We start from the raw sequence: 16,846 nt of genomic DNA on the forward strand, positions 1-16,846 counted from the left end.
CAAAAAAGCCGCCTTTGGAGAGGGCGGCTTGGGTGAACAAACAGCTATGGGTGAGAGCTGTTATATCAAGAGACTTTAAGCTAAAACACTATTAAGCAGCGCTTTGCTCTGCATCGGGCGTTTGACGAATTAAATAGTCAAACGCACCCAGGCTTGCTGTTGCGCCCGCCCCCATCGCAATAATAATTTGCTTAAATGGTGTAGTGGTTGCATCACCTGCAGCATAAACGCCTTGTAACGATGTTGCGCCTTTGGCATCAATGAGTATTTCACCAAATTGGCTCAGCTCAAGGTCGCTGTCTTTCAACCATTCGGTATTAGGTATTAAACCAATTTGTACAAATATACCGGCTAAGTTCAACTGCCTACTCTCGCCGCTAAGGCGGTCGGTATAACTTAACCCCGTTACTTTTTTGCCATCACCAAGTACTTCCGTGGTTTGGGCATTTTTAATAATAGTGATGTTTTTTAAGCTATTAGCTTTACGAATGAGTACCTCATCGGCGCGTAACGTATCTGCAAATTCAAGTACAGTAACGTGTTCAACTATATTGGCTAAATCAATTGCCGCCTCAATACCTGAATTACCACCTCCAATAACTGCAACCGATTTACCTTTAAATAAAGGCCCATCACAGTGCGGGCAGTATGCAACGCCATGGCCTTTATACTGTTGCTCACCGGGTACATTCATTTCGCGCCAGCGTGCACCGGTTGCTAGTACGAGTGATTTTGCCTTTAACACAGCGCCATTTTCTAGCGTAATATCATACCCATTACTGCCTTTTTGCAGGTTTGCCGCGCGTTGGTTGTGCATAACATCAACATCGTATTCTTTAACGTGTTCTTCCAACTGAGCCACCATTTTTGGCCCTTGCGTTGCTTTAATTGAAATAAAATTTTCAATCGCTAATGTATCAGCAACTTGACCGCCAAATCGCTCTGCTACAACCCCAGTATTGAGCCCTTTACGTGCTGAATAAATAGCTGCCGAAGCACCAGCTGGCCCACCACCGACGACAAGTACATCAAACACCGACTTTTCATTGAGTGATGCTGCTTGGCGCTGTGCACCTTTGCTATCCACTTTATTTAAAATATCAGTGAGGCTCATAGCCCCTTGGCTAAAGGGTTCACCATTTAAATATACAGCGGGTACAGCCAGTATGTTTCTTTGCTCTACTTCATCTTGAAATAATGCCCCATCAATCATGGTGGCTTTAATATTGCTATTTGTTGCTGCCATAGTATTGAGTGCCTGCACAACTTGCGGGCAGGTTTGGCAACTCAAGCTAATGTACACTTCAAAATTAAGTGTTTGCTCAAGTGTTTGTATTTGTTCAATGTCATCTTTACTTGCTTTACTAGGGTGACCACCCGTATGTAATAGCGCTAACACTAAACTAGTAAATTCGTGTCCCATAGGTACCCCTGCAAAGGTAATATGGGTATTTTTTTCTGGTGAATGCACCACCATAGAAGGCCTGCGGGCGTTAGTATCGGGATTATTTATTACACTAAACTTATCGCTTAGTGACGCTAAATCATTCGCTAAACTTTCTACTTCTGTTGATTTTTTGCTGTCGTCCAAGGCGATAAGCAGCTCAACAGGCTGAGTCAGCGATTCAAAATGGCTTTTTAATTGGTTCTTTATGTTGTTGTCTAACATGGCTTAGCCCCTTAAGGAAAATTAAAACAGCAAGGTTCCCATGCCATCAGTGCATGTGCGAAATTTTAGAAACGTGTGATGGCGTGGGAGAGTGCCCAGTGAACCTATACAGGCTCACTGGGTTTAGAGTCATGTTCTACTCTAAATTTAGTTAGTGGTAAGGTTTAAATCTTACCAACTAGGTCTAGTGAAGGTGCTAATGTGTCTTCACCTGGCTGCCAAGATGCAGGACAAACTTCGCCATCATGTGTTGCAATGTATTGCGCTGCTTGTACTTTACGAACTAACTCTTTAGCACTGCGACCAATGCCTAAGTCATGTGTTTCAACAACTTTGATTTCGCCCTCTGGGTTCATTACAAATGTACCGCGAAGTGCAAGGCCTTCTTCTTCAATCATAACGCCAAAGCTGCGAGTAATACGCCCTGTTGGGTCACCAATCATTGGGTAAGTAATTTTACCGATGGTGTCTGACGTGTCATGCCATGCTTTGTGCGTAAAGTGTGTATCAGTTGATACTGAATAAACTTCAACGCCCATTTCTTGTAACTGTGCGTAATGTTCTGCAAGGTCACCTAATTCAGTTGGGCATACAAATGTGAAATCTGCAGGGTAAAAGAAAAAGATAGACCACTTACCTAATACGTCTTTTTCAGTGAGTTCTACAAAGTCACCATTGTGGTAAGCTGTTGCATTGAAAGGTTGTAATTTTGTGTTAATCAATGAAGTGCTCATAGTATTCCTCATTTATGTTTAGTGTATTTAAAAAGTTAACGCCTTGTGCGTTGGCTTGATTAATACAATAAGGCCATTAAGAAATTAAATAAAATTGATTGTTTAGATTAAAACAATCAATTTTTAAGATTAAAAACCCAAGGAGTGATCTACTGCTTACTTTTAAGCGTTAAAGCAGTTATAACTCAACTACCACTCATAGTCAGTTGCGCTATATAGATTTTAATAAGATTACACTGCACATCCTTGCTACAATAACGTGGTTTACATTACACAACCTTCAAAGGCATTTCATTTATGGAAAAATTCGTCAATCACATTCAACTTGGCTATTTGGGCTTATTGCCATTTTTAGGCTGTGTGGGCTGGCCACTCATGGTTGGCAGTAACAGTGTAAATTTAGAGTTTTTTAGTTTTTACAGCATTGCTATTTTAGCGTTTATGGCGGGTAATTTATGGCATGCAGGCCAACAAAGCTTTGCCGATGCGATTAAAGCAGTGCTACCGGTCATTCCTATTCCGTTTTTATCATTCTTACCGATTGAGTGGATGCTTGCGTGGTTAGGCGCGAGCATTTGGTTAGTACTGATTTTTGAAAAGGCCACAATACAGTGGCAGGGTTATCATAAAGATTATCAAAAAATGCGTTTTGTGCTCACATCAGTGGTATTTGTGTGTCATATCTTAATTATTGGTATGAGTATTTACCCTAAATAACACGCCATGGCTTAACCATTGGTCTGTAATAGGGTAACATCCGCGCACTGTATTGAGAGGACACACCATGATAGACCAATTACGCCAACAGCTTACTGACCTTGGTGAGAATTTTGTAGAAAAAAACGCGGCTTTTAAAATTAAAGTGATCCCGTTTTTTTGCGCTATTAGCATAAAAAAAGATCATAAAAGTGAGGGGCGTCTTTCTTTTTATTCAAATCAGCTCATTGAAATATTTATGGTGGTGTTGTTTGTTTTATTTGGCTTAGCCATTTACGACCCTCAAGCCGGTTTTACTCATGGCCCTATTCATATTGTGTTTGCTATTTTGATTACCTTTAATTTAATTCTTAAACAAGTTGCCATTGAAGGGTTAAAAACGCGTTTAGCTATGTATAGGTTACATCAACAGCTGATTAGTACACCGCATTCTGACACATCGCCTGTTACTAATAAAAACATATAATTTAATATGTACTTAGACCCAAATTGGAACATACTCACGGTAGGTGATGGCGACTTATCGTTTTCAAACGCGCTTTACAACCACATTAAACCGCAAAAGTTAGTTGCCTCAACCTTTGATGCAGCTGCAACTCTTACAGAAAAATACCCCGATAACGCGCTTGCCTCACTTAAAGCACATAAAATTGATGTGCTTAATGAATTTGATGTCACCAACACACAATGTTGGCAACAACTAGCCGAGCACCTAAACAGCTTTGATGTGGTGATTTTTCAATTTCCACTTATTCCTGCGTTTATTGGGCGCGACGCATTTGAGAAAAATACACGTAATAACAGCATGAACGTGCTTAACCGTGCGTTACTGCATCAATTTATAAAATATGCCAATGAGTTTGCCTTGAACCCTCAAGGCCCGGGGTTATGTTATATAACCTCAAAAGATGTTAAACCGTATCGTGAGTGGAATATTGAGGGGAGTTTAAATACCCATTTAAACGCGGCATACCAAGGACAAATGCCATTCGATATCAGTCGCTTTGATGGCTATAAAATTCGCAATGTCGACCGTGACAAACACGTCAAAGACACCAGCGGTATTACCTATGTATTTAGTGAAAATACACCACCCGAATTAAGTGATATGTTAACAACCCCGAATTATCTAACTGATGATTATTGCCCGCTTTGTCGTGTGGGGCCGTTTTTAGCGGATGAGGATAAAAACAAACATTTTTCCGCTAAAAAACACCAGCAAATGCTCAAACTAGAACAAGACTGGCAGCAATGGTTAACCGCGTTTTATAAGTCAAATTAATCACAGATTGCGGCGAGCTTAATTAAATCAGCGGCTTTTTCTGCAATTGCTATTACCCCAGCATTGGTATTTCCGGTAATAATACTAGGCATTATAGAGGCGTCTACCACCCGTAAATTTTGCACACCGTGAACACGTAATTCGCTATCAACCACAGCCATATCGTCTTGGCCCATTTTGCAGGTTCCTACGGGGTGATATTCTGTATCGGCTGTTTGCCTAATAAACTCAATAAGCTGCGCATCATCGTTAATATCAAGCGGATACACCATATCTGCACGAATAATATCAAACGCTTTGCTTTGCATTATGCTTAATGTTTTTTTAAGCCCAAGTAGCATAACCTGTAAATCATCGGGGTGGCTTAAATAATTAGGATCAATGAGTGGCGCATTTACAGGGTTGGCATCCGCTAAACGAATAGTGCCGCGGCTTTTAGGGTGCATAATGCTGCTATGAATACTGTATCCATGGCCATAATGCAGTTTACGGCTGTGATCGTCCACCAGTCCAATAACAAATTCAAGTTGCACATCGGGCACAATAGAATCTGTAAATAAGTTTACAAACGCATGCGACTCGGCAAAGTTACTGGTTAGCTTTCCTTCACGTTTGGCAAACCAATCAACGCATCCTTTTGCAATATTAAACGCACCGCTGGCACTTATTCCAAATGTGCCTTGCGAATATTTTGCTTTGTATAATGGCACAACGGTTAAGTGATCGTGCAAATTACTGCCTACACCTTCTAATGGCGTTACAAGCTCAATGTTATGCTGCTTTAAATGATCTGCAGGCCCCACTCCCGATAACATTAAAAGTTGGGGGGAGTTAATCGCACCGGCACTTAAAATAACTTCTTTATGGGCATTTAGCACATAACTTTTATTATTAACTGCAACTGTTACACCAGTTGCAGCTCTCCCACAAAAATTAATTTTATTTACCTGCGCATCAGTGAGCACGGTTAAGTTTTTACGTGCTAAATTTGGTGTTAAGTACGCTTTTGCCGCACTGCAACGCTCCCCTTTATATTGAGTAACCTGCGATAACCGCGCACCTAGCTGTTGCTGTACATTAATATCGTCATTAAGGGCTACGCCTTGCTCTTGGCATGCTTTTAAAAACAGCTGATTAACTGGGCTTGGTAAACTTAGCTCTTGCACATGTAAGGGGCCATTTACACCATGATATGGGCTGTTGGTAAAGGTTTTGTTGTTTTCAGCTTTGATAAAATAAGGCAGCAAACTGGTATAATCCCAGCCGGTATTTCCCATAGCGGCCCAGTTGTCGTAGTCTTTTTTATTCCCTCTTATGTACACCATGGCATTGATTGAACTTGAACCACCAAGCACTTTACCTCTGGGCATAAACCCACAGCGGTTATTAAGCTCTTTTTGTGGCACCGTATTGTAATGCCAGCTATTAATGCCATAAGGCACACTAGCTGCAACTCCCGCAGGCATTTGCACCAGAGCACTTTGGTCACGGCCGCCGGCTTCAATTAAACACACACTCACATTTTTATTTTCAGATAATCGCGAGGCAACAACACAGCCGGCACTGCCTGCGCCAATCACAATGTAATCAAATGAGGTGGTATGCATAAAATATCTCCCATTAAAAAAACTACTTTGCATGGATTATCTACTAAAAACTTGATATTTTTAGACACCTCTTCACTAATGCAATTGTTATGAGCAGCCTAATTAAAGCCACTTCTTTAAAGGGAATTGATACATTAATTACCGAACTAGGTGGTGATACAGCAAACATTATGCGCCATTGCGCTATTGAGGTAACGTTAAACTCCCTTGAAACCCAAAGCTTAACTTATCGCCATTATGCCGAACTTTTAGAATACTGCGCCCATAGCTTAAACTGCCCAAGTTTTGGTCTTAAACTCGCTAGCAAACAAAGTTTTGATATTTTAGGGCATATTGCTATCGCCGCTAAAAGTGGAACTGATTTAGGTGAAGCGCTTACATGGGTAATTAAATTCCTGCACTTACATACACCCGCACTTAATTTAATCACGCATACACTTGAAGATGACCAAAATATATTTTTATCATTCGAAATAAAACTCAAGCCATTACCTGTTATAAATCAAGTTATTGAATTAACAATTGCACTGGCGCTCGCTACCTTAAAAAAAGTGAGCCAAAATCAATGTAAACCCATTAAGGTATTTTTACCGCAAAAGATTGATGCAAATATACGGGCTTATCATCAACACTTTGGCTGTAACGTTATTGAACACAGAAACAGCGCCGGTATTTTAATCGCCAAAAACGATTTATTATTGCCGCTTAATGTTTCTGATCAACACAAAGTACAAGCTGCATTAAACTTTTTAGCCGCTAATAATGCGCATACTCAGTCGTTACCTTCGCAAGTAAGTGCGCTTATTCGACCCATGCTGCCCCTTTTTCAATGCTCAAACCAAACGATAGCAACGGCACTTAATATGCATCCTCGCACCTTGCATCGTGAACTTAAAAAACATAATACCAGCTTTGTAAAACTAAAAGATGCCACTCGCCGCGCATTATGTGAACACTATTTAATGCAAAACCAATTTTCTATTTCACATATTTCCGAGCTGTTAGGTTATCAAGAACAAGCCACATTAAGTGCCAGTGTAAAACGCTGGTTTAACTGCTCTGCCCGCGCATTTAGAGCAAAATATTGTTAAACTGCAAAGCTGTGTAAAATACATAAAAAGGCTAAACATGAATTTTGTGATTGTAGGTACCAATTTTATTAGCGACACCCTACTCGATGCGGCAAGTACTCTGAGTAATTTTAATTTATACGGTGTGTGTTCTCGCGCAGAAAGTAGCGCTGAGCGATTTTTAGCTAATCACCCCACTCACTCTCAAGCAAAAATATTTACCTCCATTGACGCTGTTTGCCAAGACGAGCTTGTAGATGCGGTGTATATTGCCGCACCAAATAGCCTGCATAAAGACTATGCTGTGCAATGTTTAGCTGCGGGCAAACACGTACTTGGCGAAAAACCCTCAGCAGCAAATAGTCATGAGCTTACTGCTATTTTAACGGCTGCTCAAAAACATCAACGTTTGTACATGGAAGCGATGATGACAACGCATTTACCTAACTTTGCTGTTTTAAAAAACGCATTAAAAAGAATTGGTACACCGCGTAAATTTATTGGCCAATTTAGCCAATACTCGTCTCGTTACGATAAGCTCAAAAACGGCGAGCGCCCTAATACCTTTTTACCTGAATTTGCAAATGGCGCATTAGTAGACTTGGGTATTTACCCACTTTATTTACTTATAGCACTGTGGGGCGCACCAAACAGTGTGCACGCCAGTGGCGTATTACTAGAAACCGGTGTTGATGGTGCCGGCGATGTACTTTTAAATTATGCAGATAAACAAGCGGTAATTAGTTATTCAAAAATATCGCAAGGCGAGAACATCACCGAAATACAAGGTGAGTTAGGCCGTATTCGTATTGAAGCTGTATCGCAACTTAAAAAAGTGGAATTCATCGCTAATAATGGCCAAAAAGAAACAATAAGTGCAGATTTTGATGAGCATTTTATGAAGTATGAAGTTGCGCACTTTATTGAGATGATTGAGCAAAACACATTAGAGTCACATATTAACAACCACCAACTTTCACGCGATGTGATGACGGTACTCGATACCGCCCGCGCGCAATTGGGCGTTATATACCCTGCAGATAGTAAAGCTGAACTATAAATTTTTACTCAATGAGTCAGCCCTCATTACCTGCCACCTCAATCTTAAAAAGAGTAACGCTTTTTTATTCAGCCCAGTGATAGCCTCTCATCACTGGGAACTCCATGTAAAACGTTAATTTACATTTACCTGCGTAGGTAAAAGCAGGTAATATGCGCCGCAATTAAGTGGCAATTTTTAAGGACGACCATGCAAAAATCAACCAAAGAGCTATTACTGGCTATTTTATGCATATTGCTTGCAATGATCACTATTCAGTCTGGGGCTTCACTGGCTAAGCAGCTTTTCCCTATTGTTGGCCCTGAGGGCACAACGGCCTTACGTTTAGGTTTTTCTGCCGCTATTCTTTGTTTAATTTTTAAACCTTGGAGACACTTTCCGGTTGCAAGCCAGCGTTTACCCATCTTAATTTATGGTCTGAGCCTAGGCGGCATGAACATTCTATTTTATTACGCCATTGAACGTATTCCACTGGGTATTGGTGTTGCGCTTGAATTTACCGGGCCCCTTGCCGTTGCGTTATTTTCATCAAGACGAAAGCGTGATTTATTTTGGGTTGCCTGCGCAATAACCGGAATATTATTACTGTTACCCGATATGAAAGGCCAAGAAAGTTTAGACCCAATTGGCGTGATTTTAGCGCTTGCAGCGGGTGCGTGTTGGGCAGGTTATATTTTATTTGGTAAAAAAACCGGCAGCCAAAGCTCTGGTGGAGCAACAGTAGCGATGGGTATGACCATTTCAGCTATTGTGCTTGTACCTTATGGTGGTATATCACAAAGTGCTGCATTTACTTGGGATATTATTCCGTTAGGTATTGCCATTGCGGTACTCTCAAGTGCCTTACCTTATACTTTAGAAATGATCACGCTGCGTAATATGTCGCCGCAAGGGTTTAGCATTATGATGAGCCTTGAACCCGCTATTGCAGCACTCGCTGGCTTAGTTATTTTAGGTGAACTACTTAGCATTTGGCAGTGGCTTGCTATTTTATTAGTTATTATTGCCTCGGTTGGTAGCTCAACGTCAAACAGTAAAAAGCAGCCAACTCCTGCTTAATATTTAATTAAATATTAAGCTACTGAGACACACAAAACCCACGCTATTTGCTTGGGTTTTGCAATTAAGTTATTCACTATTTTATAGGGGATGGCTGGCCATGTGGGCTTGAACGCAAATATTGCTTTGGTGCTTGTACTTGCGCGCCCAACTCGGCCGCAGCATGCCAAGGCCAATGTGGGTTATATAAAATACCCCGCGCTAAAGCAACACCATCAGCATGTTCATCACTGATAATACTTTCAGCTTGCTGCGCCTCGGTAATTAAACCCACCGCTATCACTGGCATATTCACAACCTGTTTAATGGCGGTTGCAAACGGCACCTGAAAATTCTTAGCAACAGGTATATCTTGCTCAGGGCTTAAACCCGCAGTGCTTACATGAATAAAGTCACACCCTAACGCGTCAAGCGCTTTTGCCAGTTCAATTGATTGCGGTAAATCCCAACCACCATCAACCCAATCAGTTGCTGAAATACGTACACCCACCGCTTTATTGCTTGGAAATGCCGCTCTTACAGCTTTAAATACGTCGAGTAATAATCGCATTCTATTTTCTAGGCTACCACCGTATTGATCATCACGTTTGTTTGTCAGCGGCGATAAGAACTGGTGTAGCAAATAACCGTGCGCGCCATGTATTTCAATTAAATCAAGGCCCAACTCGTCAGCGCGCTTTGCCGCATTAACAAAGTCACTTATGAGCGAATCTATATCATCTTGGTTCATCGCTTTGGGAATGGGGCTGTTTTCATCATAGGCAATGGCTGATGGCGCAACCGTTTGCCAACCATTGAGGTGATCGGGCATAAGTGCCCCACCGCCATCCCATGGTTTATCGGTTGACGCTTTACGACCTGCATGGGCTAATTGAATACCAATAGGCATTGGGCTGTATTGTCTTACGGCCGTTAAACTTTTTGCTAATGCAGCTTGGGTTGTATCATCCCATAATCCTAAATCGGCGTAACTAATTCGCCCTTCGGGATTAACGGCCGTCGCTTCTAAAATAAGTAAACCCGCTCCACTTAAACTCAATTGACCTAAATGAATGGTATGCCAGTCACTTGCAGCGCCATTGTTGGCCGAGTACTGGCACATGGGTGCAATAATAATTTTATTCTCTAGGCTTAACTTACCAAGTGACAATGGTGAAAACAGCTTTGACATTATAAATCCTCATATAACTGACTCACAGCCACAACTAAATTGTGCTGTTCGTGTTATCAATAATTAAACATGTATTATAAAGGTTATGGGGGGGAATATTCATTTTTATAGTGTTTATAAAAATATAAGTAATGACGTTTTAAACTATTCATTATCCAGTTTTTATCTATATTAGGCACAATTATTATTTTGGTTGATTTTAAAGCAACGCCTTTGTTCATTTAATATACAGTGTGAAACACTCAAACTCACCTTTACATTTTTATTCTAAAAAAGTGAATTAAAATTCATATTTTTATTTCCATCACTAAAACACCCTGATACTATTAGCGCTCATTTATAAACACATTTTATTGAACTAGGATCACTTTTTATGTTTAAACCAAGCCTGTTAACCTTGGCTGTATCAAGCGCACTGAGTGGTGTATTATTTAGCAGTAATGCAGTGGCTCAAGAGCAAGTTATTGAAAAGAACAAATCGCTTGAAGTTATTGAGGTTACAGCAACGCGCCGAAGTGGCTCAATTCAAGCTGCGCCTCTTAACATTACCGCGCTCGATGCTGATGTAATGAAAGATCAAAACATCAGTGAGCTGGCCGATGTAGCACGTTGGGTGCCAGGTTTAACAATTACAGATCAAGGTGGCCGTGCCGGTTCACCTATTATAGTCCGTGGTTTAAATACTAATTCATCAGGCCCTTCATCAGATGGTGGCACTGTTGCCACTTATATTAATGAAATTCCAGTATCGGTCGATATGCGCCTTGTTGATGTAGAGCGCGTGGAAGTGCTTATTGGGCCACAAGGCACATTATATGGAGCTGGTACATTAGGCGGCGCTATTCGCTATATGCTTAAAGAACCAGAGCTTGATTTCACCTCAGGGGAAGTATTTGGTGATGTTTTTCAAACTCAAGAAAGTGATTCGGTCGGTGGCGAAACTGGTTTTATTTTCAATTTACCATTAATTGAAGACAAACTGGCTGTTCGTACCAGCTTAAATATTTATGAAGACCCAGGGTTTATTGACTACGCCTACACCGTTCGTGAACCAGGTGTATCGATTACCGACCCTGATTGGACAAACCTTGATGTAGTAAATAGCAATCTTAAAAATGTAAAAGACGCCAACGGTGAAACAACCACAACTGGCCGTATTTCATTGCGTTACAAAGTAAATGAGTCATTTGAAGGCACATTAAACTACTTCTATCAAAAGCAAGACACTGAAGGCCGCTCAATTGTTCATCACAACAGCCTTAATGCTAACAATGGCTTAAATGATCGCATTGGCAAATACGAGTCAGCGTACCGTTATGAAGAGCCACGAATAAAAGAAGACCAATTACTGAGCCTTGAACTTAAAGCCGACTTAGGTTTTGCCGAGCTAGTATCAGCTACCGGTATTTCACAGTTTGACGCCGATGGTCAACGCGACCAAACTGATCTTTTAATTCGCTTAGACTATGGCTACGAAGAGTTTCCTTCGTTTTCAGCGTATACCCGTGAAATTGACGAAAAAGACACCTTTACCCAAGAACTGCGTTTAGTCTCACAAAGTGATAGCGATTTAAGCTGGATTGTTGGTGGTTTTTACAACAAAACCGATACCGACGCATCAAGCAGAGAGTTCACGCCAGGCTTTGATCAGTTCGCGGTTGACACCTTTGGTGGCGCACAGCTAAGACCAGACTCTTTAGAATATTTAGAAATTACTGGTAGCAAAGTCACTGAATCAGCACTTTTTGGTGAAGTGGGTTACCAAGTAACCGATAAACTCGACATTACCATTGGCGCGCGTTTTTACGAATACGACGTAAAATCAAAAGCGGCTTTTGATTTCCCATTAGCAAATACCTTGTATGAAGGTGCTGCACCTGATGCAATTTCAGTTAACTTTGAAGAGAACGAAGCTGGTGACAACGGTAATCTGTTCAAATTTAATGCTAAGTACCAATTTACAGATTCAGTAATGGCGTATGCCACTATAAGTGAAGGATTTAGAATTGGTGGCTCAAATGGCTTAGTGCCTTGCCCAACACCTCTACCTGAAGACCAACAAACAGGCTGTGGTACACCAGATGAAATGCTATACGATGCAGATACAACCACCAACTATGAGCTAGGCTTTAAAAGTACCTGGATGAGAAGCCAGCTACACTTTAATGCCGCACTATTCAATGTAGATTGGGATAACGCACAAATTGCCGGTGCAACAACAGTAGGCCAATTACCTTACTTATCAAATGCTGGTAGCGCAAATGCGAAAGGGATTGAAATTGCCACGCGTGCAATTTTATCAGACTCGTTTACTGCCTATGCAACTTATGCCTATACAAAAGCAGAGCTAACCTCAGACGCTCCGTATTTATTTAATGCCGATGGCACTGATGGCGCAAAAGATGGCGACCGTTTACCGGGCTCACCTGAGCACCAGTTCTCTATGGGGATTAACTACCAAACAGAAGTGTTTAACGACAAAACCCTTGATATTAACTATGGTTTAACCGCACAAAGTGATGTAATTTCAAAAGTAGGCCTACGTGACAACGGTGAAGCACTCCCAGGTTATAGCTTAAGTAATATTTCAGCTAAATTAACCGCCGATGCGTGGTCGACTACTTTATATGTAGATAACCTATTTAATAAATATGCGGTTACCTCTGTTCGTCGCTCAGATGCGGATATTACAACAGCGAATGGCGCAGACATACAACGTAACTATGGTTACTATGTTAATCGCCCGCTTACTGTAGGCATTAAATTTAACTATAAGTTTGAAATATAATTAAACGATACGTTGGAAATATAATTAAACGATAAGTTTAAGTACAATCAAGAGGCTTAAATTAATTTGAGCCTTTTTATTTGTAAGTACATTATTTATAAGAGTATTCATGCAGCCAAACTTAAAGCAACTACACCAAAGCGCTATAAACAATCTAAACCAAGGCAACATTCAGCAAGCGCATAAAGCACTGGTTGAGCTAATGACACTGCAGCCTGACTTTGCTGATGGCTACTTTTTACTCGCCATGGTTAATTTACAGGTTGGTCAAGTTTATAAAGCGATAAAGCTAATTGAAAAAGCATTAAACTTTACTCAGTCTATTGAATATACAGCGCAACTGGCCAAGTGTTACGCCCTCACCGGCGATTTACAAAAAGCTAAAAGCACCGCCCTCAGCGTTAAGCTTGAACATATTAGTAAAGCACTTGATGCCGATACATTAGGCGTGGCGCTCACCCAAGCGGGTTTACATCAACAAGCAGCTGATTACTTTATATGCGCATTAAGTATAGCTGAGAGGAGTAATACTCGTCAGCCACAGTTTTATTATAACTATGGGGTATGTGCTAAATTTTTAGGCCAGTTTGAAAAGGCGCAGCACGCGTTTGAAAATGCCATTGCACTGAATCCGCTTCATCATCAAAGTCATTTTGCTTTAGCCGATTTAACTAAAGTCACTGAGCAAAATAACCACATAGCGCGATTAAAAAACGCATTTGAACAGGTCAATCACCCTGACGCTAACCTGCATATAGGTCATGCGCTCGCAAAAGAATATCAAGACCTAGGCGACTTTTCAGCAGCCTTTGCCGCGTTACAACAAGGTAAAACAGCAAAACTCGCTAATAAGGCGTTTGATAACCAAGCGTCTGAGGCATTATTTTCACATATTAAACAGCTCAGTGATAAATACAAAAACCAACAAACAGCTGGCAACCAAAGCTGTGAGCCAATTTTTGTATTAGGCATGCCGCGCTCTGGCACCACATTAGTTGAGCGCATTTTATCAAGCCACAGCGACGTACAATCAGCGGGCGAGCTGCAAGACTTTGGCCTAAGTGTAAAAAAACTTAGCCAAACACCCACGCCTCAAGTACTCGATACAGACACCTTAAGCCAAGCTTACCAGCTTGATTTTGCAAAACTTGGCAGCACTTACCTTGAAGCAACGCGTGTTATAACCGGCAGCCATAAACACTTTATTGATAAACTACCGTTTAACTTTTTTTATATCGATTTAATTACCAAAGCCCTGCCAAACGCCAAAATAATTTGTCTACTTCGCGACCCCATGGACACCTGTATTGGTAACTATCGTCAGCTATTTACTATTAACAACCCGTATTATGCTTACTCGTTAGACTTACTCGACACTGCTAAATTTTACAGCCGCTTTTATAAACTGATGCAGCACTTCAGCACCCTGCACAGCAATATTAAACTAGTAAAATACGAAGAACTTGTAGCCACACCAGAGCAAAAGATAAAAGAGTTAGTGAGCTATTGCGACTTAGACTGGCAACCACAGTGCCTTGATTTTCACTTAAACACTGCACCGGTATCAACCGCCAGTAAAATGCAAGTACGCCAACCGCTTAACAACAAGGCCATAGGCCGCTGGAAAAAGTTTAAGCCCCATACTGATGAAGCGCAGACTTATTTAGTTAATCAAGGAGTTTTAGGTTTAATTAAATAACAAAAAATATTACGTGGACGGATAGTTCTGTGTGATTAATTTAAAAGTTATCGGATGGATATAAATTTTTAGGCTGAATGTATTAAAGGTTTTTTCTCTGTTAACTTACCCTACTCCACTTAAGGAAAAACCCAACGCTGCTACCATAAAAAACTAACAAAAAGTAATACACCAATTACTGCAGCAGCTATAAATAAGTATTTACCAAGCTTAGCATTATGTTTAAGAGATTCTTGGTGTTTAGCCTTAAGCATAAGTAATTGTGCTTCGTTTAAATCGGAACAATGCGTACATTTATCTAAGAATTCAGAATAATACAGTTCACACCTATCACATCGTTTTTGTTTAGGTTGCTTAGATCTCCATGATATGCTCATCCCTAAAGACATTATAACTTCCACTCGAGAGTACCAGCGTACTCAACCTTAACCAGCCTACCATTTAATAACGCAGGCTTAAATCGCCATAGCTTTAAAGCCCGTAAACCTTCCTTTTCAAATACACCTTTAGGAGCAGATTCAATTACTTCAACTCTTTTTAACGTACCAACTTCATTCACTATTGCTTTGAATTTTAAGTAGCCCTCTACGCTATTTTTAGCCGCATCTTCAGGATATTTTGGTTCAATCTTCACAACCCATTTAGCAGGTAAATCTGTTTGTGCATTGGTATATACAGTACTTGAATTTGCCGCTTCATTAGTACTATTACAACCAACCAGTAAAAGAACTAAAAATATAGTTATGTACTTCAAAGGCTACTCCTAAAAATATGCTCAGTAAAATAAACAACTAGTGGTTAAGTTTACTAAGGTGTTCAGCAACTCCAATACCAATGAAAAATATAACAACACTTAAAATTCCAAAACCTAGATATTTGAAGAATTTCTTCACCATAACTCCTTGTACATATAACCGCTTTATCAGTTAACACTTTCCAAATTCAAGCGTGAAAATGCCCTCATTTTATTAACTTATATTAATAAAAAATAGTGTAAGTTATTGCCAGCTATAAATTTTATGCTTAATGTAGGTTATTTCGCTATGTAAAAAAGGGAGGGTTTCTTTTTATTCTTACTAAGTTAAAAACGACTCACCAGAATGATCGTTCATCGCTCTTTGCCGAAGTATGCCTGTGTGCTATGAGAGGACATTGAGCACCATAGTCACTTGTTAGCATTAAAACTCTGATACTTATTCCGTGCGATAAAGAACCATACAGAAAAGCAGCCTGCGCATAAGTACCCGAAAAAAATCAAAAATGTAGCACTATTGATTTTCATACCTGTTGATACCGAGGCAACTATTAAGAGATTAGCTGTAAGCCCTGAGAATAGAATACCAACAAGTACATCATTAACGGGCTTTAAGTTTGACGCTGCTATAGAAACACCCAAAAAAGCAATTAAAAACCAATAATGGTTTTCATAAAATTCACCCTAAGATATCAGAATAAAGATTGCCACAACGGTATAAATTAAAAAATTAAGTAGCGATGTTATTTTCAATAGACTATCCAAATTAACTCCTTAATGCTAAGGGCAAAAAATTGTTAGCTAAAATATTGAACGGAGTGAAAATAGCCAACTGTATTTTTTCCGTTTTAAGCCCTTGTTAGCATTACACTTTTACCAAACTCGCATTTTTGAAATATTTCTCTGCACGTTCAGCAACATTACTGCAATATTTTTTAGGTAACCAAATATCTATGGCGTTATTACTTTCTGTGAATAAACTAACACAATTATTTGCGAGTTGAATTTTTGTAATATTAGATTTAGCTACAACTTTAGATGAAAAACCATAGCAGCGTGACAACATAGTTGGATTAATTATAACGTTATCACCATCTTCTATTAACGCTTTGTGCGAAGTAGATAAGTTTACTTTATGCTCGATAAACCAGATCACTAAGCAAGCGATAATTATATAAATATACGTTGATTCCACTACCATACTCCTTGTAAGGCTAACGCCTAATTAACAGGCAA

At 40.1% G+C, this 16,846-nt stretch carries 14 protein-coding genes; 8 read left to right on the plus strand and 6 right to left on the minus strand.

Annotated elements, in window-relative coordinates:
• Positions 1 to 91 precede the first annotated feature (91 nt).
• Together ahpF and ahpC are read right to left on the minus strand one after the other, a co-directional pair.
• Positions 92 to 1,669: an alkyl hydroperoxide reductase subunit F gene (ahpF, locus tag CWC14_RS00880; protein WP_076922006.1), complete on the minus strand. Its 1,578-nt coding sequence runs from the start codon at positions 1,667 to 1,669 to the stop codon at positions 92 to 94.
• Positions 1,670 to 1,833: 164 nt separating this feature from the next.
• Complete coding sequence (gene ahpC / locus CWC14_RS00885; protein ID WP_138560749.1) at positions 1,834 to 2,403, minus strand: alkyl hydroperoxide reductase subunit C; 570 nt, start codon at positions 2,401 to 2,403, stop codon at positions 1,834 to 1,836.
• 297 nt (positions 2,404 to 2,700) lie between these two features.
• On the opposite strand from ahpC, the gene CWC14_RS00890 reads away from it, so the two are divergent.
• From CWC14_RS00890 to CWC14_RS00900, 3 genes are all read left to right on the plus strand, one after another.
• Positions 2,701 to 3,120 carry a DUF3429 domain-containing protein gene (locus CWC14_RS00890; protein WP_138560751.1) on the plus strand — a complete coding sequence of 140 codons (420 nt, stop codon included), beginning with the start codon at positions 2,701 to 2,703 and terminating at the stop codon, positions 3,118 to 3,120.
• 67 nt (positions 3,121 to 3,187) lie between these two features.
• On the plus strand, positions 3,188 to 3,586 hold the full coding sequence (locus tag CWC14_RS00895) for a hypothetical protein (RefSeq protein WP_138560753.1): 399 nt from the start codon (positions 3,188 to 3,190) through the stop codon (positions 3,584 to 3,586).
• Between the two features lie 6 nt (positions 3,587 to 3,592).
• On the plus strand, positions 3,593 to 4,402 hold the full coding sequence (locus CWC14_RS00900; RefSeq protein WP_138560755.1) for a class I SAM-dependent methyltransferase: 810 nt from the start codon (positions 3,593 to 3,595) through the stop codon (positions 4,400 to 4,402).
• Here the strand turns inward: CWC14_RS00900 and CWC14_RS00905 are convergent.
• Positions 4,399 to 6,009: a GMC family oxidoreductase gene (locus CWC14_RS00905; protein WP_138560757.1), complete on the minus strand. Its 1,611-nt coding sequence runs from the start codon at positions 6,007 to 6,009 to the stop codon at positions 4,399 to 4,401. The two genes, CWC14_RS00900 and CWC14_RS00905, sit on opposite strands and share 4 nt — an antisense overlap.
• An 89-nt stretch (positions 6,010 to 6,098) precedes the next feature.
• Here CWC14_RS00905 and CWC14_RS00910 point away from each other — a divergent pair, with 89 nt between their 5' ends.
• The 3 genes from CWC14_RS00910 to CWC14_RS00920 all read left to right on the plus strand — a co-directional run bounded on the left by CWC14_RS00910 (position 6,099) and on the right by CWC14_RS00920 (position 9,198).
• Positions 6,099 to 7,100, plus strand: a complete 1,002-nt coding sequence (locus tag CWC14_RS00910; protein WP_138560759.1) for an AraC family transcriptional regulator ligand-binding domain-containing protein — start codon at positions 6,099 to 6,101, stop codon at positions 7,098 to 7,100.
• Between the two features lie 37 nt (positions 7,101 to 7,137).
• Positions 7,138 to 8,139, plus strand: a complete 1,002-nt coding sequence (locus tag CWC14_RS00915; RefSeq protein WP_138560761.1) for a Gfo/Idh/MocA family protein — start codon at positions 7,138 to 7,140, stop codon at positions 8,137 to 8,139.
• 189 nt (positions 8,140 to 8,328) lie between these two features.
• Entirely contained in the window at positions 8,329 to 9,198 is an 870-nt protein-coding gene (locus CWC14_RS00920) for an EamA family transporter (protein ID WP_036983825.1), read from the plus strand.
• 76 nt (positions 9,199 to 9,274) lie between these two features.
• On the opposite strand, the gene CWC14_RS00925 is transcribed toward CWC14_RS00920, so the two are convergent.
• Positions 9,275 to 10,369, minus strand: a complete 1,095-nt coding sequence (locus CWC14_RS00925) for an NADH:flavin oxidoreductase/NADH oxidase (protein WP_138560763.1) — start codon at positions 10,367 to 10,369, stop codon at positions 9,275 to 9,277.
• Positions 10,370 to 10,742: 373 nt separating this feature from the next.
• Here CWC14_RS00925 and CWC14_RS00930 point away from each other — a divergent pair, with 373 nt between their 5' ends.
• Both CWC14_RS00930 and CWC14_RS00935 read left to right on the plus strand, forming a co-directional pair.
• Positions 10,743 to 13,157 (plus strand): TonB-dependent receptor, encoded by a 2,415-nt coding sequence (locus tag CWC14_RS00930; RefSeq protein ID WP_138560765.1) that lies wholly within the window; start codon positions 10,743 to 10,745, stop codon positions 13,155 to 13,157.
• A 109-nt stretch (positions 13,158 to 13,266) separates the two neighbouring features.
• On the plus strand, positions 13,267 to 14,856 hold the full coding sequence (locus CWC14_RS00935; RefSeq protein ID WP_138560767.1) for a tetratricopeptide repeat-containing sulfotransferase family protein: 1,590 nt from the start codon (positions 13,267 to 13,269) through the stop codon (positions 14,854 to 14,856).
• A gap of 388 nt (positions 14,857 to 15,244) precedes the next feature.
• Here the strand turns inward: CWC14_RS00935 and CWC14_RS00945 are convergent, their stop codons facing one another.
• Both CWC14_RS00945 and CWC14_RS00950 read right to left on the minus strand, forming a co-directional pair.
• Entirely contained in the window at positions 15,245 to 15,610 is a 366-nt protein-coding gene (locus CWC14_RS00945) for an energy transducer TonB (protein ID WP_036983818.1), read from the minus strand.
• An 865-nt stretch (positions 15,611 to 16,475) separates the two neighbouring features.
• Positions 16,476 to 16,805 carry a hypothetical protein gene (locus tag CWC14_RS00950; protein WP_138560769.1) on the minus strand — a complete coding sequence of 110 codons (330 nt, stop codon included), beginning with the start codon at positions 16,803 to 16,805 and terminating at the stop codon, positions 16,476 to 16,478.
• Positions 16,806 to 16,846: the final 41 nt, after the last annotated feature.

The organism is Pseudoalteromonas sp. S3260, from assembly GCF_005886925.1.
GTDB classification, from domain to species: domain Bacteria; phylum Pseudomonadota; class Gammaproteobacteria; order Enterobacterales; family Alteromonadaceae; genus Pseudoalteromonas; species Pseudoalteromonas tetraodonis.